The sequence below is a fragment of the Simonsiella muelleri ATCC 29453 genome (assembly GCF_002951835.1).
Classification (GTDB): domain Bacteria; phylum Pseudomonadota; class Gammaproteobacteria; order Burkholderiales; family Neisseriaceae; genus Simonsiella; species Simonsiella muelleri.
Genome location: NZ_CP019448.1, coordinates 595,198 through 618,171, shown reverse-complemented (window position 1 = coordinate 618,171; position 22,974 = coordinate 595,198). Strand labels below are relative to the sequence as shown.

The window sequence follows — 22,974 nt, the reverse complement described above, 5'->3', positions numbered from 1 at the left end:
AAGGTTCGTTTTTTCTTTTCAGGCTGCCTGAAAAAATAGGAAACCAAATGCAACGCAAAACCGAAATCACACAACAAGATTTAAAATTTTACGCCAGCCAACGCCTAACCGATACCGATGACGGCGGCGGCGCAATGACAGGCGTTCAATTAAATGGCACAACGAACGAACTTTTCAACGCGGTATCAGATTTGGACAAAACGCGTGGACGCGTCAATGTGCGTTTGGCTTACGCAGCCGTTAGCCGTGCTGATGCGGCGGCTTTGTTGGGCGCAAACGTGATTATCAGCGAACCGCCCGAAGACCCAGCCGTCTCTATTTTGGCGTGTCCTGCTGATTACTACGCGCAAACACGCGCCGAAATCATGCCGCGCATTGAAGCGTATTCTAATCCAACCATCGCCAGCCGAATGACTTTACTGGGGACACAAAGACGGAACAGCCGTTTAGTACAAACCTATCAATCTTTAGATGCGCCCTTGCCTTTGGTAGGCGAACGCTACGCGCTGGGTTATGTAGATGCTAACAAACAACAGCAATTTGAATATTTTCGTATTGACAAATTAACCCATAGTATTCAAACATTTGAAGACGACAAAGGCACATTCCAAGTTCGCGTAATTGAAATGGAAACGCAAAATGCCTTGAGTTTGGATTTGCAAGGCGTGAAATCGCCATCACGCACCCAAATCTCCCCAGCTGTGGAAGTCTTGAAAACGCAAGTATCTGATAGCGGTAAATATTATGGCGTTCGTCCCATCAAAAAAGAATTGAAACAAGGCGCGGTAGAAATCAATGTAGACACGATTTTTGAAAAATTAATTCCCACGTCCACGGTTAGCACTGCGTTGGCGGACGATTGGGCTAGTGGCAAACCGTTGTGGATTCCCACCGCGCCACGCCGTGTGGTGTACGCTGGTTCAGCTTATGTGTCTGATGGTAATGTGTATTTTGATACTGGCGTATTACCGACATCAGTAGAATTGACAGGTTGGGTAGATGATGGTTCAGGCAGCCTGAAAAATTCAAATGGCGAAATTTTACAGATTGATTACGCCAAAGGTGTGATTTATGGCGTTAAAAATCAACAAATTGGGCGAATTTACGCCACGCCAGCCGTGAAATATCAAAATTATGCCTATTCCGCCACTTCGCCCATCAAAGAAACCAATCAAAGCACGGAATTTGCGTTGCTGTTGCGCCCAATGCCTGCACGTGGCAGCGTGGGGGTGTCGTATCGCGCTGGCGGTCAGTGGTACGAATTAACAGGCTATTCGGACAACAGCTTACACGATGAAACAGGCGAAGTACGTGGCGAAATCACGACTTCAGGCAGCCTGAAAATCAGTTTGCCTGTGTTGCCTGATGTGGGAAGTGGTTTGTTGGTGTCGTGGTCGCCTGATGGTTTTTACAAGACGCTGGGCGACAAAATGGCAGGTTCTGTGATTGCGCCACAACCGATGTCATCGGCGGTTCGGTTGCCTGAAATTCCAGTGCCACGTTTGAAGCCGTCCACGTTGCGCTTGTCGTGGCATGACGGAACGCCGCGCACCGCACAAGACAGCAACGGCAGCATCACAGGCGCATGTGGTGGTTATGTGCATTATGGCGAGGGGCGATTTTATCCGACTAATTTGAATGCAGCTGTATTAGATTGGACGGCTGAACAATACATTGCCCAAAGTGAACGCAAATCCGTTGAGGTCAAAGCCAATGGTACGCGCATGACATTGAGCGCAGGCGCAAAGGTCGCTAAAGGCAGCCTGAAAATCAGTTTACCGATTGGCATTCGCGTGGAAGAAGTAGAAAAATTAAGTGAATCAATCAGTTCGGGGGTTTCATCATCGGTTGCCACGGTTTCAACTACGCCGTCTGCACCAAGAAAAAAATTTTACGCATTTACCGCATCAACTATTTGAGTTAACAGGATAAATACATGGAAAATTTTAGCAGCAATCATGCCGAAATTTACGACAATGGCAACGGCGGTTTGATGACGAACGGACGACTCATTAACGGCGCAAGCATTGATTATGTTACAGGCGATATTGTGATTCCAACCGAACCATTCAAACAACCAATTCACACAGCAACTTACAGCGAATTTTCGCTAACCGACACATCGCCCCGATATGTGGCGGTTGCAGGCAGCACCACGATTCAGCGAACGGTTGTGGTCGCGCCCAAACACGCGATGGTGGAATTTGTCAGCAGCGAAGAAACGCGCACGGTTGGCGACACCGTTCGCAGCGCAAGTCAAACTTTTGATGTATTACAAGGTGTTGCGATTCCACGCATTGCCTTGCTTAATTCGTGGACGTTTGAAATTCAAGGCAAATTCACAATAGAACGCGACGGCGTGTTGTATCAAAACTGGAACTACAATCAAGGCACTGGGACAGTCGTAGGCAGCTTGAATGCCGCGACTGGCATTGTCAACATTAATAATCTTGCGCCTAATGCCAGCCCGAATATCAAAGTATTATCAGGTGTTTACCATCAAGGCGAATATGGTGTTCAACAAATTCACGGACGCACCGCCATCGCTCCTGTAAACCCTGAAAGTTTCATTGCTTACGCAGAAACTGGCGAAACCACATTGCGCGGCGATTCGCAAGCAGATGGCAGCATCACAGGCACACTTTCAGGCAGCATTGATTATGACACAGGTTTATTCAATGTATCGGCTAATGCCATCGTACCGCCCGAATCATTGCGCTACAACGCCGTTTCGCTGACATCTATCCCGATTGACACGGACATTGGCATCAACGCAGTTCGGTTGCCACAAGATGGACGTGTTCCTATTTTTCGTGTGGGCGATGTGGTTGTCTTGACAAATAAAATGCTGCAAGACTTGGGCAGCGCACACACCGCAGGCGCGACCATTCCGCTTAATCGCAGCGATGCTGACCGCGTGTGTGTGGTGGATGCCAATAGCAAACACGTTCTCGCCACGCAATACGATATTGTTTCAGGTAGCCTTGTGTGGGCGATGCCGTTGGATTTGTCGGGTTACGCGATGCCGTTGTCGGCGTGTTTGATTTATGAAGAAGAAAACCGTTTGATGGGCGTGAATATTTCAGGCAGCCTGAAACTGCAATACGGTTTAAAACGTAATTATCCTATTGAAAAAACGTATCTTTCCAGCGCGATTATTGGCGGCGAAAAAGGCGATTTACTTGTCCGCGCGACCGAGCCATTCAGTCAGCAAGCGTGGACAAAAGTGTGGCAAAACACGCGCATCGGCGATGAGATTTTAGCCAAATTAAACGTCAAAGATTATCCAATTAAATTAACATCGGACGGCGCGATTAATGGGCGTTGGTTGATTGAATTTGTGTCGCCGACGCAATTCAAATTATACGAAGAACGCTTAGGCTTAATTGCCGCCAGCGACACATTAAGCGACCTTTCGCCTTTGAATCCTGCCACGAATAAGCCATTTTTTACGCTGCCACATTTGGCGTTTGGAGGCGGTTGGGAAACGAGAAATTGCGTGCGCTTTAACACGTCCACCACGTCTATGGGAATTTGGTTTATTCGGGCGGTTCAGCCGAGTGCCGACAAAACCAGCCACGCGGATAAATTCACCGCTTGCTTACGCGGAAACACGAATATTATTGAATAAAAAGGAAAAGTTATGTTTAGTCAAACAACCAAAATTCCTGCCAAAGTCTATCGCAGCACGGATAAGGACGCGCCGAAATTAGATGCGGTTGCAGGCAGCCTGAAAACCTTGTTAAAAGCTTGTTTGGTAACAGGTTATGGCGCAGACGATAGCCGCAAAGAGCCTGCTGGTTGGGCGATGCCGTTTGAGAATGATGTGAGTGCTGTCTTTCGTAGTCAATCGCCTGAATCCACGAAATTTTGTTTACAAATCAATAATGAAAATGACAATTATGCCGTACTGGGCGCGTATCAGCGCATGAGTAATTTGAATACTGGTACGAGCTATTTTGGCTACACCGATATTGGGCAAAACCATTTTGCTTACGCTGGTACGGGTAGTGGTGGTAGTACAGGAAAATGGCTGTTGGTGGCGTGCGAGCGTGCATTTTGGTTGGCTATTTTGGATACAAACAGCACCAGTTTGGTTTTGTTTTTTGGTGATGCGCGACCGCTTGCTCCTGCCGATAACACGGCTTGCGTGTTTGTTCATAGCAACTACAGCAGAGCAACGAATTGGGATACAGGCAGCTTGAAAAACCCCATGTTGGCACAAGCGTGGCAAGGTAGTGGCGCATTAATGGCTGACTTAGGTGGCAATTATTATAGCAATAGCAACCTAGCACCTTACCCCGACCCGATTCATGGTGGATTCATTGCCCATGAAGTTTTTGTCATGGAAAAGCAAACTTATCGTGCTGTTTTACCTAATTTGTTGTCATCTATGAATAACTTACGTACTGCTATGCCGACATGGTCAATATTAAAATTAGATGGCGATGACGCGGATTATTTGCTGTTGGATATTTCGGACGGTGGCGGAAATAATCACTTGTTAAATTTGAGTTATTTTGAGTACAACTAAATGAAAATTAAATTAAATATTCGCCATCGCCAAAGCCGTTACACAGGACGTGGCTATTTTTCTGGCGAAGGAAGCGGTATTGTTACCGTTGCTGGTACGCCTGCTCGCCGCCGAATTTTTGTATTTGACGAACAAACCATGATGTGTGTGCGCGATGTGTATTCACATGAAGATGGCACTTATCGTGTGGATAATCTTGATGAAACACGCACTTACATTCTGATGGGCTACGACAACCTACGGCAATACAACAAAATTGATGGCTGGGCTGGCATGAAACCTAAAGTGAATTAATTAATGAATAGCGCACAATTGCCTTTTGAATTGGGGCGGCGCGTTGAACAGCAGCCCGACACGTTGCCATTCAAATTCACATTGAATGACAACGTCGCGCCCCCAAAACCCACCAAACCAGTCGCCCCCATCAAACCGACCATTGGCGCAAATTGGACAAGTGCATGGTCAGCTCAAAGCACTCAAGGCGCGTGTTTGGCGGTTTCGGGACAAAATCAAGCGTTGGCGCAAAATTATTGGGCGCAATTTGTGGCGGTTGCGCCTGTTTCAGGCTGCCTGAACGTGGAAATCGGGACGTTGGCATGGTTGTGGTTGATGTTTGTGGGCGTGTCGGGCAGCACCGCGCGCCTGCATTCGTGTTGGCAAAATCATGTGGCGTTCGCGCCTAAACTTTCAGGCTGCCTGAAAACGCGTATCGCTGCCAACCAGTTCTACGCCAATCACACCACCACGCGCCAAGCCAACGCCCCCCATCTCACAAATTGCACCGCCACGCCAACCGCATTCACACAATATTTTGTCAATGGATTTATCGCGCAATCAAGCGGTTATCATCTTTCAGGCTGCCTGAAAACCGCCGTGAGTCGCAGCGTTCAACCACCGTGTGAATGGTATCCAATTCCCATTGACAACACGCCTAACCGTGATGATTGTGATTGCGCGTGTGGCAAACCGCCTCCACCCGATGCTTTACCTCTGGATTTCAGCACCCAAGCCGCCAAACCCGACGCGGCACAAGTCCCGATTTCGTTCGCGTGTGGCAAGCCGAAAGTTATGATTCCAAATTTGGATAATTATATGATTTGTAATGAAATTAAAGCACAATTAGCGGACGGTACATCATTGGAATTGCTGTCGCTGAATATCAAAGCCGACACGGCTGGTTACTGTTGGCAAGCCGATTTAACGGTGTCGCCCGAATCATTCGTTAAAGTGAAATTCAGGCAGCCTGAAAAAGACGTGATTACGGTATTAATTAATTCAGAACGTTTTGATTTTATGGCAGAAGAGTTTAGCGATAACCGCGCATTTGGTAAAAAAAGCTACACCATCACAGGACGTAGCCAAACGGCTTTATTGGGCGCGGATTTTGCCCATTCGTCTGCTGGTTTGGTCAATTCAGAATCATACGCCAGACAAATCGCTGATTCACAATTGAAATTTTTAAATTTTAAAATTGAAAATTGGCAGATTGTGGATTGGCTTGTCCCTGCAAATGTCTATAGTTTAACCGACAAAACGCCTATTGCGGTGCTGCAAGACATCGCGCAAACAGCTGGCGGATTCGTGGCAAGCCATCCCTATTTGCCACAACTGGATATTCGCCCAACATGGCGCGTGGCAGCGTGGGCGTTGGCAGACGCTGCACCCGATGTGCAAGTGCCAAACAGTGCGATTGTCAGCATTTCAGGCAGCCTGCAACAGAATTTGCGTTGCCATGCAGTCGGCGTGGCAGCCAACCACAATCAAGGTAAAGCCGCCAACGTTTACCGCCGCGAACATGGCAACACACCACGTGCCACCGATTTAAGCCATGCGCTTTACACGGATTACAACGTTTGCGAAGCGGCTGGCGTGGCAACATTAAGCAACACAGGCATACATAAAAGCGAAACCGTCAAGCTGCCATGGATTCCCAAATACGGCTTAAACCGTGCCGAATTGGGCGAAATTTGGCAATTCAATGAACCTGCTGAATCGTGGCGAGGTGTGGTCAAATCGGTGCAAATCAGCGTGGCAATGAATGGCGAGGTGCCTGTGATTTATCAAACGTTGGGCGTGGACAGATACATGGATATTTGATTAATTCAGGCAGCCTGAAAGGAAAGAAATGAATATTTATCAGCAATTTAATCAATTATTTAATCAACCCAACCGTGCAGTCGCCCAAATCATTGCTAAAAATGGCAATGGCAGTTATTTGGCGCGTACTACACAGGCTGGCAATGAAGTTTTGTTGTATGGCAATGGCTACAGCGCAGGTCAAACCGTCTATTATGATGTAGGCGGTGGCGCAATTTTAAGCGTTGCGCCTGATTTGGCGGTACAGGATATTGGGGTGTGATGTTATTTTGTATTGAAATGCTACATCACAAAAATCAAACGCTGCCAAGTTACAATGGCAGCGTTGAAAGAAAGACGGCGAGTGGACGGCGAGTGGACGGTGTAGAAGACCGTTTATTCCACCCACATCAGCAGAGAGTGCCTGCATCCGTATAGCCGTCACCTAGCTAGGCGGCGCGATTGTATCATTTGTATATAGGATAGCGCAAAATGCTGAAATCATTAAAATGTCAAAATATTCATTGTAAAAGAAAAATTGGTGAAGTCATGGGTACAAATTACCGTATTATTATTCAATGTCGCCGTTGTAAAACGCGCAATACGTTTGAATCTAAGTAAGTTTTTTCGCGCACCGAGCGTGCCTAACCAGCGTACCTTTGCGTACCGAACCAACGGTGCGTGTGTTTTAAACAAGCACACGCACCGTTTTCTTTGGAGTACGCATGAATTACACACAAGCCCCCTTACCCTTTACAGGACAAAAACGCCGATTTTTAAATCACTTTAAAACGTTATTAAAACAGCATATTCCGAATGATGGCGATGGCTGGACAATTGTTGATGCCTTTGGTGGCTCGGGATTATTGGCTCACACCGCAAAACAAGTTTTACCAAAAGCTCGTGTGATTTACAATGATTTTGATGGTTATACCGAAAGACTGAAAAATATCAATGATACCAATCAATTACGCAAAATCATTTTTGATTTAACCAGAGATTATCCGCTCAAGCAAAAGCTGCCTGAAACGCTGAAAAAGACCATTCAGGCTACCTTACAAACATTTGGCGGCTATATTGATTTGGATTGCGTGGCGAGTTGGATTTTGTTTAGCAGTCGGCAAACAACTGATTTAAATGATTTAATATACAATCATACTTATTTTAATAATGTGCGATTGAGTGATTATCCCAGCGCGGACGGCTATTTAGACAGCGTGGAAGTGGTGAGTAAATCGTATCATGAGTTATTGCCTGAATTCCAAGATAATTCAAAGGCTTTACTCGTGCTTGACCCACCCTATGTTAGCACCGCGCAAGGCGCGTATCGCAAAGCTGGCTATTTTGGCATGGTTGAATTTTTACGCTTGATGAGATTGGTACGACCGCCGTTTGTGTTCTTCTCATCAACGCGGAGTGAACTGCTTGATTATTTGGATTTGATTGTGAATGAAAAGGCAGAAGGTTGGCAAAATTTACAGGATTATCAAAAAATTAGCGTTCACATTACAATGAACAAAACAGCGCATTACGAAGATAATATGATTTACAAATTTCAGGCTGCCTGAAAATAAAAACCGTTTCAAATCATAATTATGTGCTTTGAAACGGTTTGGTAGATGGTAGATATTATGCATCGTAGCCGTGATTGATAAGTGCGCTGTTAAATGTGTTCATGGTGTTGTCCTTGTGGGGCGATGTTGATTAAGTGATACCATAAAATAAACACCCAGTTTGGAGCTGTGTGCAGATGTTAAAATGCCGCTGATGCAAAAGCTGCCTTGCATTTAATTTTTGCATTCGTTTTGTCATGACAAAAAAAATGCAAAATTATGACAAAATGAGCGCGTTTTTATATCAAGTAGACTGAAAAGATTCAAGTTTAATATTGGATTATAAAACTGATTTATCTAGGCAGCGAATCTGTTGATTTATATTTTTGCTATGGGTATATTACTTCTCATCTGATTTAGATAACCGAAAACATCATGAAGCCTGCTTTTTGCCTCCCAATATTGTTTTTACTTTCAGCGTGCCGTCCTGAAGCTGAGACAGTCGATACGGCTGCACCAATGGCACGTAAACCTTCTTATTACGAGTCTGAAAAGCGTCAAACTGTAGCCACCCCAGTTAAAACACAAATTCCTGCGTTATCTGCAATCAAAAGCCAGGCCGATTTTGACTTACTTTCGCGAATTTATGAGCAAGGTAGTGAATATGAAATTCCTCATATCCTTTTCTTCATCGATCGTGAAGACAATAACCGTACCGACTATATCAATACTCCCAAATTTCGGCTGCATGAGCACTACTTGGCTACTATCTTGAAACCCATACTGTCAAAAACTGAATTGAATCAACAATACCGTAGTCCTAACCGGCGTTATCTGTTGGGTACTATCAGTTGGCAGAATAGTACTCAAGAATATGTTTATGAGTTTTGGGAAGGAGACAAAATCACGCCTGAATTGTTGAAATTGGCGGCAGGTCGTCTGAAAGACAGTTTCTACGCTCCGTTGCGTTATAAAACCAATTCTTTATGGTAGGAAACCGTTGCTGAGCAAAGTAAAGTTCCTTTTATTACCCAAGAAAGTTTGATTAAAAATTTCCCCTACCTGCCTCTAAACCAAGGTAAAGCGATAGGTACATTACGCGTTATTGCCAAAGAAGATGATCTTTATAATGTTGGCGCCGATGATATTATTATTTTGAAAGAGGTTCCCCTAGAGCTGCCACCTGTGACGGGGATTATCAGTGAGAAACCATCCACCGCATTGTCCCATGTGAATGTATTGGCACGCGGTTGGGGGATTCCTAATATTTACCTTAAAGACGCAGAAAAAATTCTAGCCCCATATATTGACCATCGTATTGAATTTGAAGCGACTGCTAAGCAATACCGAATTGTCAAAACCAACCGGAACACTACCAGTAAAAGCTTTTCAGACGGCCTTACCCTGCCCCAACCTGATGTTTCCAATTACAGCCTTCGGGCTTTGGCAAACTTGCGCCGTGATGACAGCCGTTACTGCGGCAGTAAGGCTGCCAACCTCGGTCATATCCGCGCCCATATTGAAGGCAGTAACGTACCTGATGGATTCTGCATTCCGTTTGCCTACTATCAAGCCATGATGGTTAGGCTCGGCATTAATGCAACAACACTAACACAAATCGAAATGCAAAGTGATGGAGACAACCGCAAGCGCCGCACTGCTTTACTCACACTGCAGAAAAAAATTACCGATGCCGAAATCACGTCGGAATGGAAACACAGATGGGCTGAGCAATGGCGCAATCAATTAAACAGCAAAGGTGTGTTTGTCCGTAGCTCCTCTAATTCCGAAGACCTACCCAATTTCAGCGGCGCTGGGCTGTACACCACTGTGCCAAATGTTACCGATGAAAACGCGTTAGCCGAAGCGGTAAAGCAATCTTGGGCTTCCGTTTTCAATTACAGCGCATACGAAGCCCGCCGTATTGCTGGACTGCCTCACGATAGCGTGAAAATGAGTGTCTTTGTGCAACAAAGCATCAATGCAGATCTCTCTGGTGTGTTGGTTACCATCAATCCCTATGATACTGCTCAGAAAAACAGCTCCTACATTGCCGCCAAACGCGGGTTGGGTATTCGTGTTGTTGAAGGTAAACGGGTAGCCGAACAGGTAGTCTATAACCGTCGCAATGATTCTGTACAACGTCTCAGCTCCTCTAATGAAACCACAGCGTTGCAACTGGATAAAAACGGTGGGGTACGGGAGGTGCCTGCAACCAGTGGTAACGTGATGAATCAGGGACAAATACGTCACCTTGACCAAACAGGTCAACAAATCAAACAGCTATTTGCTAATGGTGAGCAGGACATTGAATGGGCGTTTGACAATGGTAAGCTTGTTATCCTCCAAGCACGACCGTACCTAACCGGCACACGTTAGAGTAAAAGGTCGTCTGAAATGAGTGTTTTAGACGGCTTTTTTTATGGCAAAGAGCGGTCAAATTTCAAATTGGCGTAGGCTGAAAACTTTGCAAAACCCTAGATTTTGGTACAGTTCAAAGCGGTAACATCACATAATACGCAGATAAATATTAGGGAAACGTATCGCAAAAAAATGCACCAAAAGATGGATTTTGCCAAGGTTTCAGGCTGCCTGAAAACCTATGTCTATTTCTTACGTAAATAAAAACGACTGTTCAAATACACTTCTGAGCCTTCTTCCAACAGCACCAAACATATCGCCGCCAACGGCAATGCCACCAACATTCCAGCAAACCCCATCAAACTTCCAAACGCCATCAGCGCAAAAATGACCCAAAATGGCGATAAACCAATTTTATCACCCACAATTTGTGGCGTAATGAAAAAGCTCTCCAGCGTCTGCCCAATCCCAAATACCACCCATACCCAAATCACACCATGCCACGAACCAAATTGCAATACCGCAGCCAAAGTCGCCAATAACAACCCTGTAAATGCCCCCAAATACGGAATAAACACCAATAAACCCGCCACCATACCAATTGCAAATCCCGACTCCAACCCCGTCAGCATCAAGCCCAATCCATACACCAAACCCATAATAATCATTACCATCAGTTGTCCACGCAAAAACTCACTCAACACATCATTCAGTTTTCGCGTGATACGCGTGTAAGTCGGCACATAACGGCGTGGCACAAATCGTTGCAATCCATTGCCCCAACGCGACCAATCCAACAAAAAATAATACAACAGCAACGGCAGCAACATCACATCACTTAACCACCCTGCAATAGATGTACCTTGTTGCAACAACATCGGCATGGTTTTTTTCAAAGCATTCTGAACCCCAGATGTGATGCCTGTAGCGTTGCTTTGCAGCCATTCTGTGATGGTTTGTTCGTTGAGTCGGGCGTATTCGCCAAATTTTCCGTTATACCAAGGCAGCACTTTATATTGCAAAAAATCAATCAGTAAAGGCAATTTACCAATCACCGATTGAATTTGTTTGACCAACATCGGCACAATTACCAAGAGCAAACCCACCAACACCAACAACGTAAATACCATTACCCATAAAGATGCACGCGTACGCTTAACTCGCCGTTTTTGCAGCATGACCACCAATGGATTCAAAATGTACGCCAAAACCGCCGCCACAATAAACGGCATCAAAATATCGCGTAATAAAGAAAACAGCAATATCAATACCAACAACAAACCAACACCAAATACCCAAGGTAACCATGATCTTTTATGGGGAATATACATTTTTGAATCCAATCTTCTATAAAAAAACTTGTATTGATTTTCAGGCTGCCTGAAAAGATAGCGTGTCCCAAAAAACTGAATTGCTTAAAATGAATCAGCCAAATGCTATTTTTCATTTTAAGCAATTTGAATTTAAAGCACTATATAATGGATTACATCAAAACCTTATCTGCATTATCCAATAATTTTTCTTCTATCAAAAATACACGCAAATCATTAAACGCACTTTCTTTTACACGATTGAAAAAATGAATATCATCAATCAATTGTGCAAAATTCAAACCTTGTGTAAAACGGAATTCGTAAGTAATGAAAGTATGAAAATTAGACGTATCACGTTCAGCAAAATCCACCGTCAATTTGCAAAAAGCATAAGTTTCATTTATCTCATTCACTTTTTTGATGATTTGGTCTTCGCAGCCTGAAATAATCAGACCCTGTTGATAATCAAATAATTTTAAGCGGTCAGCATGGGGACGCAATAACCACAACACATTATCGGTTACTTCCAAGCGAATATCATCATCACCGTCATCAATTCGTGATGCTTTGATGTACGCTGCTTTGAATAATTCTAATAATTTGTCGGTCGTAATGTCTTTTGCATCAATCAAATCAAATGCCATGGTCATATCCTATCATTAAGTGAAAAATATTCCCAGTATTATAATCAAATCAAATCAATCAACACAACCGCAAAATGAGCAGATTCAGGCTGCCTGAAAATAATACGCCCAATTTAATACTCATGAAATTGGGCGCACTTTTTATTCAGGTTTTGTCATAGAACGCAATTGCCCAACAGGTTGTAATTGGTTCATGGATTCAAATTTCAATAATTGCTGCTGAATTACGTCTGCTAACTCTTTGATGCTTTCAGATGCAGCATGATTAGGCGACATTTGGCGTAAAGACGCAATTTTATCGCTGGCAGTTTGCCACAACACTTTTCTATTTGTCTGATTGACAGCATTGCTTTCATTGGTTAAAACCGTGCGCCAATTGGTCGCAGCTGCCTGCAATTCTGGTTCAAGCTCTAACGCATGATGGAAACGTTGTTGCGCCGACTGCCACAATTTTTGCGCTTGTGGCAAATTGTCATGTCCCATTTTGAAACGCAAATCCGCTTCTTTCGCCAAAACCAGTCCCCAACTATTGACCACATCGTAACGCGATGGATTGATGGACAAAGCAGCCTGAAAACGCTCACCAGCTTGTTGCCATAATTGACACACCTCATCAACATTTTGATTTAAATGTAAAATAATATCTGCTTCTTTATTCAAAGTCATGCCAGCATTGTAGGCAGCGGCATCAAAATTAGGCTGAATTTCTAAAGTTTGCTGGAACTTTTCACGCGCGTTTTGCCATAAAATTCGTGCTTCAGGCAGCGTATCGGCATTGGTTTGTACGATTGCTGTAGCCTCATCAGCAAATGTATTGCCCCAATTTAACAAGGCTTCGGGTTTTTTGGGCTGAATATCCAACGCAAGGCGATATTGTTCGCGTGCTTGCAGCCACAATTGACGGGCTTCAGGCAGCCTTTGTGCATCGGTTTGGGCAATTAATCGAGCCTCACGCTCCAACAAACTACCATATTGATACGGAATTTCTGCATCATCACGCTGCAATTGAAAGGCAGCCTGAAAAGATTGCTTGGCTTCATACCATTTATGGCTAACTGATTCAATATTCTGATTTTCTTGCCATAAAATTTCGCCTTCTTGATATGCCAACATGGCATTTTGATAGGCAGCTTGACTAATTAGGTGATTGGTTTGCGCGTCTTTACTTGCGCCATTCAAAGCCAACACAGGTGCATACAACGCATCTAATTGACGATAATGTGCATTTTGTTGTGCTGTTCCATTTAACATGGCAAGATGCTGCGTGGCAGTTGCTTGATACAATTTGGCGGATAAATAATTATTTCTTATATAATTCAATAAATTATCAGAGCTAGCCGACAACATCGCCTGCCACAAGTAGCTGGCTTGTTCAAATTGCTGCATCGCATCACGCCAAGTATGGATACTGGGTTGATTTTGTGCCAAATGGACAGCTTGTTTAGCATAAATATCCTGTTCAATGCTACGCGCTAATAATCTGGCTTCAAAATTCGCAAATTCCGATGTCGTGATTTGTTTACTCAATGACAAAATTGGTTCAACTTCCATGCTGTTCGTATTCACAGGCGTTAACAACAAAGATTGATGATATTTAATTAATTGATGTATTTTATCTTGAATTAAATTTTCTTGATGAGACAATTGCTTATAATCATCAAGATGCAAACGCGCCTGTGCCAAATAACTTTGTGCTTCATACAATTTTTGATTCAACGCCAAAAATGACACCGCCGCCGCCAATAACGCAAATGCCACGCCCACTCCCAACAACAAACCAAATAAAGTAAACATATTGGTTGCCATCGCCCACAATTCATCAGGGTTAGGATAATGTTGCATCAGCATCATCGCCAAAAATGTGGACACCCCAATCAGCATCACGATGCCGATAAGCAATAAAATGGTTTGCCAAAATGACCATTTTGCGGAAGATTGATGATTCATAGCGCGAATTTACCTTTCAGGCTGCCTGAAAAACGAAAGTGGTACATTTTACACCATAGTGGATTGAAATAAAAATGACGTTTCAATTTGAATTCATTGTATTTAGCGACATTCAGGCAGCCTGAAAATCGTCAAGCAGCTTTTTATTTAGCAATTAAACCCTAATTTGATTCGCATGGGCAAGTAATGCCAGCAACTCTTCTGTTGTATTCCAGCCAATACACGCATCGGTGATGCTTTTACCATAGACTTCGGGTTTATCCTGTCGCCCTTCAACCAAATGACTTTCCACCATCACGCCCATGATATTATTTTCACCATTTTGAATTTGTTCGGCGACATTTTGCGCGACAACCATTTGACGTGTAAAATCTTTATTGCTGTTTGCATGGCTAAAATCAATCATTAATTTTGGGGTAACGCCTGCTTTGGTTAGTTGTGCCACAGCAGCCTGAACATATTGAGTTTCATAATTAGGCTCTTTACCACCACGCAAAATCACATGACAATCCGAATTTCCTGACGTATGTACAATCGCGGAATGTCCCGTTTTTGTAACCGATAAGAAATGATGTGGATGCGATGCCGCACCAATCGCATCAATGGCGATTTTAAGATTGCCATCTGTGCCATTTTTAAAACCGACTGGACAAGATAAACCGCTTGCTAATTCACGATGTACTTGACTTTCTGTGGTACGCGCACCGATTGCACCCCATGAAATCAAGTCAGCATAATATTGTGGTGTAATCATATCTAAGAATTCGGTAGATGCAGGAATTCCTATATTATTCAATTCTAACAATAAGTTACGCGCTTGCCGCAAACCGAAATTAATGTCAAAACTGCCATCTAAATGCGGATCATTAATCAAACCTTTCCAACCAACTGTGGTACGTGGTTTTTCAAAATACACGCGCATGACGATGAGTAATTCTTTTTCATATTTTTTACGTAATGGCAACAAACGTTGCGCATATTCAAGAGCAGCTTTGGGGTCATGAATAGAACAAGGTCCGATGATAACCAGTAAGCGATTATCCTTACCGGCCACTAAATCAGCAATTTCTTGTCGGGTTTTGGTTACCAGATGAGCAGCTTGTTTACTTAATGGCAATTCATATAAATGGGCGATAGGTGGCAATAATTCTGCAATTTCTTTAATTCTAATATCATCTGTTGTATTTAAATGGTTCATGTTTATTCCTGCATCTATACTAAAATTTAAGGGTAACAGTTTTATCTCATACAATCAAGGTTAAAACACGAATAATTGAAATATAATTGCGTTTATTGTCAATAAAAAAATAATTTTAGAATTTAATGCTAAATTTTTTCATTTTTTCTTTTTAAGATCTTCAAAAAATAAAAATTTCAGAATTTTCTTTATTAAGATTAAAGATAATTTTAATTTTTGTCCCAGTTGGTGCGAATGTAAGGCGAATTTTATGTCAACAGGCGTGTCAAATGGGGCAAAAAGACATCGCGCTTGACTGTGAATACAGGTTCTAAACGATTGTAGTTGAAAATATGGGGGGCAAAGGTTTCAGGCTGCCTGAAAGATTATCGCCGCGCCACCACCCAAATATAAATGTGATTTGCCCCTGCATTTTTCAGGCTGCGTGTTAATTCGGTAAGCGTCGCGCCTGTGGTTAAAATATCATCAATAATCAATATATTCAAACCACGAACATCGTATTTTATTTGAAAACTGTCGTGAATATTATTGATGCGTTGGGCTTTGTTGAGGGTACTTTGCGCGGCTTTATGCTGTCTGAAAATTGCTTGATTTGGCAACACACGCCAGCCGTATTGCTTTACCAAAACATCAATTAATTCATCGCATTGATTAAAACCGCGCGTCAATCGCCGTGTGGTGCTAATCGGCATCGGCAACACTGCGTTAATCGCCACTTCAGGCAGCCAAATAGGTGGGTTTTCCAGCATAATCATTTGAAATAATTTTGAAAATCCAATTTTCCCCGCGTGTTTCCATTCGTGCAAAGCTGTGGGCAATGGCGGTGCATATTTCGCGCTAAACCATTCGCGTTGCCACAAGGCATCGGGCGTGGTGTATTGTTGATGCGGTTGCGCCCACACGTTCGCCATGTCTTTTAGGCAGCCTGAACATACGGATTGTGTGGTTAAGTTGTGGCACAATAGGCATAATTTTTGATTCACGAAAGGATAAAATCGCATGACAATTTCACTTTGTTTGATTCATGGTTGGGCGGTAAATGCTGATATTTTCACAGAATTTCGTCATATGTTACCTGAAAATTGGCGCATCAGCGCACCGCATTTGATTGGACATGGCAGCAATCAGGAATCGTTTTCCGTCTTTGAAGCGGCGGATAAAATCGCCACGCAATTAATTGAACCGAGTTTTTTATTTGGTTGGTCGTTGGGGGGATTGGTGGTGTTGCACGTTGCGGCGCGTTATCCTGAACGGGTTCGCGGTTTGATTTTGAGTAATACATTTGCGCGTTTTCAGGCAGCATCGGATTATCCACAAGGCGTGAGTTTAACCAGTTTGGAGCGCATGGTTTCATTTTTTCAGCAAGATTACACCCAGTCAGTACGCCAATTTTTGGAATTACAATTGCTGCACACACCACAACGTCATGAAATTTTGGCGGCGGTGTTGCCCGACGTGGCACAACATGGTACGCCTGCTGCGTTGCAATCGGCACTGCAAGCAGTTGCGCAAGCTGATGCGCGTGCGATGCTGCCTGAAATTCAATGTCCAGCGTTGCTGTTATACGGCGGTAAAGACGCGATAACGCCGCCACGTATGGGGGAATATTTGGCGGCTCATTTGTCTGATGCCACGTTCAAAATTGCGCCACAAGCGGCTCACGCGCCATTTCTGAGTCATGCGGATTGGTGTGTGGCGCAAATAACCGAGTGGGTTGGAGAGCAGGAAAAGATGGCAAACCCAGCTAAGGGCTAAGTATTCAACGAATCCCATTTTCAGGCTGCCTGAAAAAATGAATTAATTCGTATTGGGTTGAGTTTTTAATTTGTGGTGTTTTTTGCGTAGTAATTTCACGATAATGCCACTGTTTGCGCCAAACAGCACCGAAATCACATACCATGCACCACAAAATAAAATAATGGTTGGACCAGATGGAATGTTGGCGGGGTGATGATACGACAGCAATAAACCTGCATAACCACATACCAACGCCCCCAATGCTGCCACCATCATTAATGCGCCCATGCTTCGTACCCACAATCGCGCGGAAATTGCTGGCAACATCATCAAACCCACCGACATCAATGTCCCCAACGCCTGAAATCCCGCCACCAAGTTCATGACCACCAATACCAAAAACAAAATATGCCATAATCCGCCTTTGCCTTTGACAGCGCGTAAAAACAGCGGGTCAATGCTTTCCAACATTAATGGGCGGAACATAATTGCCAACGCCAAAATTGTGATGCTTGCTACCACGCCCATCAAGCGTAATGAAATCAAATCCACCGCCAATACTGAGCCAAATAATAAATGTAATAATTCCACACTGTTACCACCCAAGCTAACCAAAATCACACCAATTGCTAAGCTGCTTAAATAAAATGCGGCAAAATTAGCATCTTCTTTCAATTCGGTAAAACGGCTGACCAATCCTGCCAAAAAAGCCATCAACATTCCTGCCACAAATCCGCCTAAACTCATCGCAGGCAAACTCAAGCCAGCCATCATGTAGCCAATTGCCGCTCCGGGTAAAACCGCATGACTCAACGCATCGCCAATCAAACTCATGCGCCGCATCACCAAAAATACCCCAACGGGTGCGGCCGATAATGCCAAAAATACCACCGCCGCCAATGCATAACGCATAAAAGAAAATTCAGTAAAAGGCGCAATTAAATATTCATGTAATAAATTCATTTTATTTGATTTTATGTTGATTCAAAAATTCAGGCTGCCTGAAAGATATTCAGACAGCCTCATTATATCATAACATGATTTTGAAGTTATTTTAACAAACTGTATTCACAAGATTAATTGTTTGATTTGATGAATCAGTTGCTGTGAATGCAAGGCGAGTTTTTGCGTCAATAGTGGGTTATTGATGTGAGAACCTGTGTTCTTAAGATTGATAACTTGATTTTATTGGCAATTTTTGCGAATACAAAGCAAGCTATTAAGATTATGAACACAGGTTATAAGATTTTAAGCTTTTAACACACGCGTCAAAAATGCTAACGCATTGTTCCATGCTTGTTCTGCGACGACTGGGTTATATGCCAAATCTGCGCCATTGCGTTTGCCATTTTCGGTGGCTTGCGGATTGGTAAAACCATGTTTGGTGTCGGGGAATACGTCAATGTGGTATTTTACGTCAGCAGCGTCCATTTCAGTGCGAAACTCGTCTACGTTTTGTAATGTACACATCGAATCCAATTGACCGTGTTCCACTAAAATTTCTGCTTTGACTACGCCTTTTTGCGCTGGTGTTTGCGTGTTTAGCATACCGTGAAACGATACCACGCCACATAAGTCCACACCATCTCGCGCCATGTCCAACGCCACGCGTCCGCCGAAACAAAAACCCAATGCCGCCATTTTGTTGGGATTGACTTCTGCGACTGCGCGTAAATTGTTGTAGGCAAGCTGTACACGTTCTGATAATAAATCAGGATGTTGCAATAATTCGTTCATGCGTTCACTGGCAATTTGGGCATCGCTGGTAACGCGACCATTGCCATACATATCCACTGCCAGTGCCACATAACCTGCTTTTGCTAAGGCTTTGGCTTTGTCTTTGATGTGTTCAGTCAAACCCCACCATTCGGGAAACAATAACACGGCTGGCAGATTTTCCACATCAGTATTTTCATCATTGGGTAAATATAAACAGCTATTAAGTGATACATCATCTTCGGTAATGTAGTTCAAAACAATTGATTGCATAATGTCATTTTCTCCAAAAATAGGCAGCCTGAAAGGACTACACATACGGCTAATTAATGTGATGAAATTGTTTTTCAGGCTGCCTGAATGCTGATTACTCGTCTAATAACGCATCAACAAACGCCCGCGCATCAAATGGACGCAAATCGTCAATGCCTTCGCCCACACCAATGTAGCGCACGGGAATAGGGCGGTTGCTTGCCAACGCTGCCAAAACTCCGCCTTTTGCTGTGCCGTCTAATTTGGTTACGATTAAACCCGTAACACCCAAAGCGTCATCAAATGCAACTACTTGATTAATGGCATTTTGTCCGATATTTGCGTCCAAGACCACCATCACTTCGTGTGGTGCATCGGGCATGGATTTTTGTAATACACGTTTGACTTTTTTGATTTCTTCCATCAAATGCAATTGGGTTGGTAAACGACCGGCGGTGTCTGCCAATACTACGTCAATTTTTTTTGCTTTTGCCGATTCCACTGCATCAAAACACACTGCTGCACTGTCGCCTGATGCTTGTGAAATCACGGTAACGCCATTGCGTGCACCCCATTCTTGTAGCTGTTCACGCGCAGCCGCACGGAATGTATCGCCAGCTGCCAACATCACAGATTTGCCTTGCGCTTGGAAATATTTTGCCAATTTGCCGATAGACGTGGTTTTGCCTGCACCATTGATGCCTGCCATCATGATGACAAAAGGTTGTCCATTATTTGGGATTTCCAATGGTTTTTCAAGGGGTTTGAGTAATTCATAGAGGGCATCTTTTAGCGTGGTACGTAATTCATTACCATCTTTCAAGCCTTTGAGTGAAACGCGTTTACGCACTTCATTCATCAATTGTTCGGTAGCTTCAATGCCCATGTCACTGATTAATAAAGTGGTTTCCAATTCCTCATACAAATCCTCGTCAATTTTGCCACCGCCAAACACGCCCGCCAATGATTTTGCCATTTGGTTGCGTGATTTGGTCAAACCTTGTTTGAGTCGTGCAGTCCAACCCAGTTTATCCGATTCAATTTGTTCGGGGGGCATGGCAGCGACTGTGGCAACGGTAGCGGTTTCCACCAACTCGCCATTAACCACATTATTGGTTAAATTGAATCCACTTTCAGGCTGCATTTTGCGTGATGATGTATTTACTTCAACTTTTAACTGATTATTATCTAAAGTTGTCTGAAGTTTGGCTGGTTTAAAATGGGTTAATTGTTCGTCGATTAAATCGTCAATATCTTCGGATACGGATTCAGGCTGCATATCTAAATCTTCGCCAGCCAACAAGGCATCTAATTCATCTGCACTGATTTCCTCTGCCAGCGTCAATGAATCAGTCGGTTCAATCAGTCTGACTGAATCCATCACATCATGTGCTACGATTTCGGCGCGCATTTCCAGTTCTTCCATTTTATCGCTGATGGCATCTCCCATATTTTCTGCCCATTCGCCAGATTGTTTGACGGCATCAACCACATCATGCGCCACAATTTCGGCACGCATTTCCAACTCTTCGGCTTTGTCTTTGATGGCGTTTACCATATCTTGCGCCCAAGAATGGTTATTCAAATCAATTGATTCGGACAATTCAACAGCTTCATCAATGGTCAGTGAATCAGACAAATCCAGTTCTTCCATTTGGGTAATTTGTTCGGAAATCAAATCCAGCTCTTCCATATCAGAGACAGAAATAGAGACTTCCTCCAATGATTCTTCTGGTAAATCAATAATTTCTTCGGCAAAGTCAATTTCTTGTTCAAAAATATTTTCTTCAATATTTTCGTCGTTTGTTTCAGGACGTGCAGCGACCATGCTGTCAGTTTCTTCAGGCAGCGAGTTTTCTGCGAAATTGGATTCATTGAATGACAAATTATTTTCAGAATCAATCGCTTCAATTTGTTCAGTTTGTGAAAGTGAGGCTGTAGATTCATCTTCAAATAAATCTGATTCTCCTGATAAATCCAATAGTACATCTGCATTGGGTGATGTGGTTAATGAAGATTCATCAAACACTTCCAATTCGGTATCATTAATGGGTTCTGCTGTTAAATTAACTGGTGCATTTTCGGTGCTGTCATCAATTAAAATATCATATAAATCAACATCTTCAACGAGTTCGGCAGCAGCTTGGACGGTGTGATTGATGTTCGTAAATTCAGTCTGAACGTCATCAAGATTATCCAAGTTAAATAATTCGGCATCTTGGGTAATGGCAGGAGGCGTTTCAATCAAGTCATGGACATCATCAAAAGAAACTTCTTCAGTTAATTCTTCCACTTCGTTGATTTTACTTAAATTTTCTTCTTGTTTGGGTGATTTGGCAGGCACACCAATATCAATGTCAAATTTATTAGACATTTCATTTTTGATTTTGTTGAGCCAAGCCAGTGGGTCGTCGCCATCATCTTGTAAATCCAAACCAACAGATTCAGTTTTCGGTTTAGCAGACGAATTGTCTTCAATTTTATCTGATGTTTTTTCGGTAATATTTGAATTTTCGTCCAAATCGTCTAAATCATCTAAGCTGAAATGGTCAGTATCTTCAGGTACATACGGTTCATCATCAAGTGTGAATTCGGTTTCGGTGCTGTGCAAGTTTTCAGGCTGCCTGATTGTGATTTCATCTTGAATTTCATCAAGTTGGAATGAATCATCGGTATCTTCTGTGAAGAATGAATCTTCGGCTTCTACACGCGCTGCGTCTGCCAAAAAACTGTTTTCATAATTTAAGTTATGTGATTCAGCATCATGCAAGCCAAGTAATGCTTCTAAATCAGCAGCATCAATGATTTCCAATTCTTCTTCATCAATTTGCATGGGCGAAATGGCATCGGTTTCACTGGCGGTATCATATTGTTCTGGATTGAAATTTTGGCTATTCACGCCATAATCTTTAGAATCGGATTGTTCAAATAACTCAGCTGCTAAAGCTGCATAAGAATCCAACTCCTGTGGTTCAGGTGAAACTTCCACAGTAGGTTCAATCATTTCGGGCTCTGATGGGGTTTCAGGCTGCGTGTGTTCGTATTTGGCTTCTATTTTTTGTTCAGGTGTAGAATTATCAATTGATTCAACAGCTTGACGAAGTGCTAATAATTCTGCTTCAATTTCATCAAGCGAACCCTTCTGTACGCCATCGGATTCGCTCAAATGTTGCACCGCATGGCGCAATGCAGACAATTCGGTTTCAATCTCATCGAGTGCTTTGGTGGAAGATGTGGTGTCGCCACTGGAAGACGTTTGCACATTATTTTCTGATTCAATAGGTTCTGCGAATAATTCAGATGCCTCAATTTCTTCCATCTGTGAGAAATCCATGTCAGAAGATGTTTCGTTTGACAAATGATTTTCTGCTGGGTTGCGATTGATTTCGCTATTTTTGTGAGTGTTGTCAATCATGTTTGTTCCAGTTTGAATGAATTTTGTGGAATAACGCTTGTTAGGCGTTATTATAGTCGTTCCTTTTTGAATTAGTACAGTGTTGATTCTGTTTTGTGTGAATATTCGTGAATTTAAATTTAGAACCTGTATTCATAGCCAACGTGAAATGGATTTTTGTCCCAATTGGTGCGCTTGGCTATGAATACAGGTTCTTAAAGGCAGCCTGAAAATAGCATTCAGGCTGCC

The 22,974-nt window shown here is 43.2% G+C and carries 19 protein-coding genes; 11 read left to right on the top strand and 8 right to left on the bottom strand.

Translation table 11 applies throughout. The features are described from left to right. Positions 1-47: 47 nt before the first annotated feature. The 10 genes from BWP33_RS03045 to BWP33_RS03010 all read left to right on the top strand — a co-directional run bounded on the left by BWP33_RS03045 (position 48) and on the right by BWP33_RS03010 (position 10,542). Complete coding sequence (locus BWP33_RS03045; protein WP_104930294.1) at positions 48-1,919, top strand: hypothetical protein; 1,872 nt, start codon at positions 48-50, stop codon at positions 1,917-1,919. Between the two features lie 17 nt (positions 1,920-1,936). Next, complete coding sequence (locus tag BWP33_RS03040; RefSeq protein ID WP_002641656.1) at positions 1,937-3,631, top strand: hypothetical protein; 1,695 nt, start codon at positions 1,937-1,939, stop codon at positions 3,629-3,631. 12 nt (positions 3,632-3,643) lie between these two features. After that, the gene (locus tag BWP33_RS03035; protein ID WP_002641655.1) at positions 3,644-4,534 is read left to right on the top strand and encodes a hypothetical protein; all 891 of its coding nucleotides are present in this window, start codon (positions 3,644-3,646) and stop codon (positions 4,532-4,534) included. Continuing rightward, complete coding sequence (locus BWP33_RS03030; RefSeq protein WP_002641654.1) at positions 4,535-4,828, top strand: hypothetical protein; 294 nt, start codon at positions 4,535-4,537, stop codon at positions 4,826-4,828. 3 nt (positions 4,829-4,831) lie between these two features. Then, positions 4,832-6,631 carry a hypothetical protein gene (locus BWP33_RS03025; protein WP_002643108.1) on the top strand — a complete coding sequence of 600 codons (1,800 nt, stop codon included), beginning with the start codon at positions 4,832-4,834 and terminating at the stop codon, positions 6,629-6,631. 28 nt (positions 6,632-6,659) lie between these two features. After that, the gene (locus BWP33_RS03020) at positions 6,660-6,893 is read left to right on the top strand and encodes a hypothetical protein (protein WP_002641652.1); all 234 of its coding nucleotides are present in this window, start codon (positions 6,660-6,662) and stop codon (positions 6,891-6,893) included. Then, positions 6,890-7,048, top strand: coding sequence for a hypothetical protein (locus BWP33_RS12290; protein WP_155999677.1), 159 nt, complete (start codon positions 6,890-6,892; stop codon positions 7,046-7,048). The genes BWP33_RS03020 and BWP33_RS12290 overlap by 4 nt, the downstream gene beginning before the upstream one ends. A 287-nt stretch (positions 7,049-7,335) precedes the next feature. Next, complete coding sequence (locus BWP33_RS03015) at positions 7,336-8,178, top strand: DNA adenine methylase (RefSeq protein ID WP_002643106.1); 843 nt, start codon at positions 7,336-7,338, stop codon at positions 8,176-8,178. Positions 8,179-8,598: 420 nt separating this feature from the next. Then, positions 8,599-9,156, top strand: a complete 558-nt coding sequence (locus BWP33_RS12860) for a hypothetical protein (protein ID WP_002642820.1) — start codon at positions 8,599-8,601, stop codon at positions 9,154-9,156. Positions 9,157-9,204: 48 nt separating this feature from the next. Beyond that, positions 9,205-10,542: a PEP/pyruvate-binding domain-containing protein gene (locus BWP33_RS03010; protein ID WP_002642821.1), complete on the top strand. Its 1,338-nt coding sequence runs from the start codon at positions 9,205-9,207 to the stop codon at positions 10,540-10,542. 227 nt (positions 10,543-10,769) lie between these two features. Here the strand turns inward: BWP33_RS03010 and BWP33_RS03005 are convergent, their stop codons facing one another. The 5 genes from BWP33_RS03005 to BWP33_RS02985 form a co-directional block, all read right to left on the bottom strand. Beyond that, the gene (locus tag BWP33_RS03005) at positions 10,770-11,855 is read right to left on the bottom strand and encodes an AI-2E family transporter (RefSeq protein WP_002642822.1); all 1,086 of its coding nucleotides are present in this window, start codon (positions 11,853-11,855) and stop codon (positions 10,770-10,772) included. 152 nt (positions 11,856-12,007) lie between these two features. Further along, entirely contained in the window at positions 12,008-12,481 is a 474-nt protein-coding gene (locus BWP33_RS03000) for a hypothetical protein (RefSeq protein WP_002642823.1), read from the bottom strand. A gap of 141 nt (positions 12,482-12,622) precedes the next feature. Further along, entirely contained in the window at positions 12,623-14,428 is a 1,806-nt protein-coding gene (locus BWP33_RS02995) for a tetratricopeptide repeat protein (RefSeq protein WP_002642824.1), read from the bottom strand. A gap of 154 nt (positions 14,429-14,582) precedes the next feature. Then, on the bottom strand, positions 14,583-15,626 hold the full coding sequence (gene aroG / locus BWP33_RS02990; protein WP_002642825.1) for a 3-deoxy-7-phosphoheptulonate synthase AroG: 1,044 nt from the start codon (positions 15,624-15,626) through the stop codon (positions 14,583-14,585). A gap of 365 nt (positions 15,627-15,991) precedes the next feature. Beyond that, entirely contained in the window at positions 15,992-16,627 is a 636-nt protein-coding gene (locus BWP33_RS02985) for a ComF family protein (RefSeq protein ID WP_081579002.1), read from the bottom strand. Between BWP33_RS02985 and bioH the strand changes: the two genes are divergently transcribed. Continuing rightward, complete coding sequence (bioH, locus tag BWP33_RS02980; protein WP_002642827.1) at positions 16,626-17,381, top strand: pimeloyl-ACP methyl ester esterase BioH; 756 nt, start codon at positions 16,626-16,628, stop codon at positions 17,379-17,381. The two genes, BWP33_RS02985 and bioH, sit on opposite strands and share 2 nt — an antisense overlap. Positions 17,382-17,423: 42 nt before the next feature. On the opposite strand, the gene BWP33_RS02975 is transcribed toward bioH, so the two are convergent. The 3 genes from BWP33_RS02975 to ftsY form a co-directional block, all read right to left on the bottom strand. Next, the gene (locus BWP33_RS02975; protein ID WP_002642828.1) at positions 17,424-18,326 is read right to left on the bottom strand and encodes a metal ABC transporter permease; all 903 of its coding nucleotides are present in this window, start codon (positions 18,324-18,326) and stop codon (positions 17,424-17,426) included. Between the two features lie 285 nt (positions 18,327-18,611). Then, positions 18,612-19,352 carry a dienelactone hydrolase family protein gene (locus BWP33_RS02970; protein ID WP_002642829.1) on the bottom strand — a complete coding sequence of 247 codons (741 nt, stop codon included), beginning with the start codon at positions 19,350-19,352 and terminating at the stop codon, positions 18,612-18,614. Between the two features lie 94 nt (positions 19,353-19,446). Beyond that, positions 19,447-22,746: a signal recognition particle-docking protein FtsY gene (gene ftsY, locus BWP33_RS13265; RefSeq protein ID WP_002642830.1), complete on the bottom strand. Its 3,300-nt coding sequence runs from the start codon at positions 22,744-22,746 to the stop codon at positions 19,447-19,449. Between the last annotated feature and the right edge of the window lie 228 nt (positions 22,747-22,974).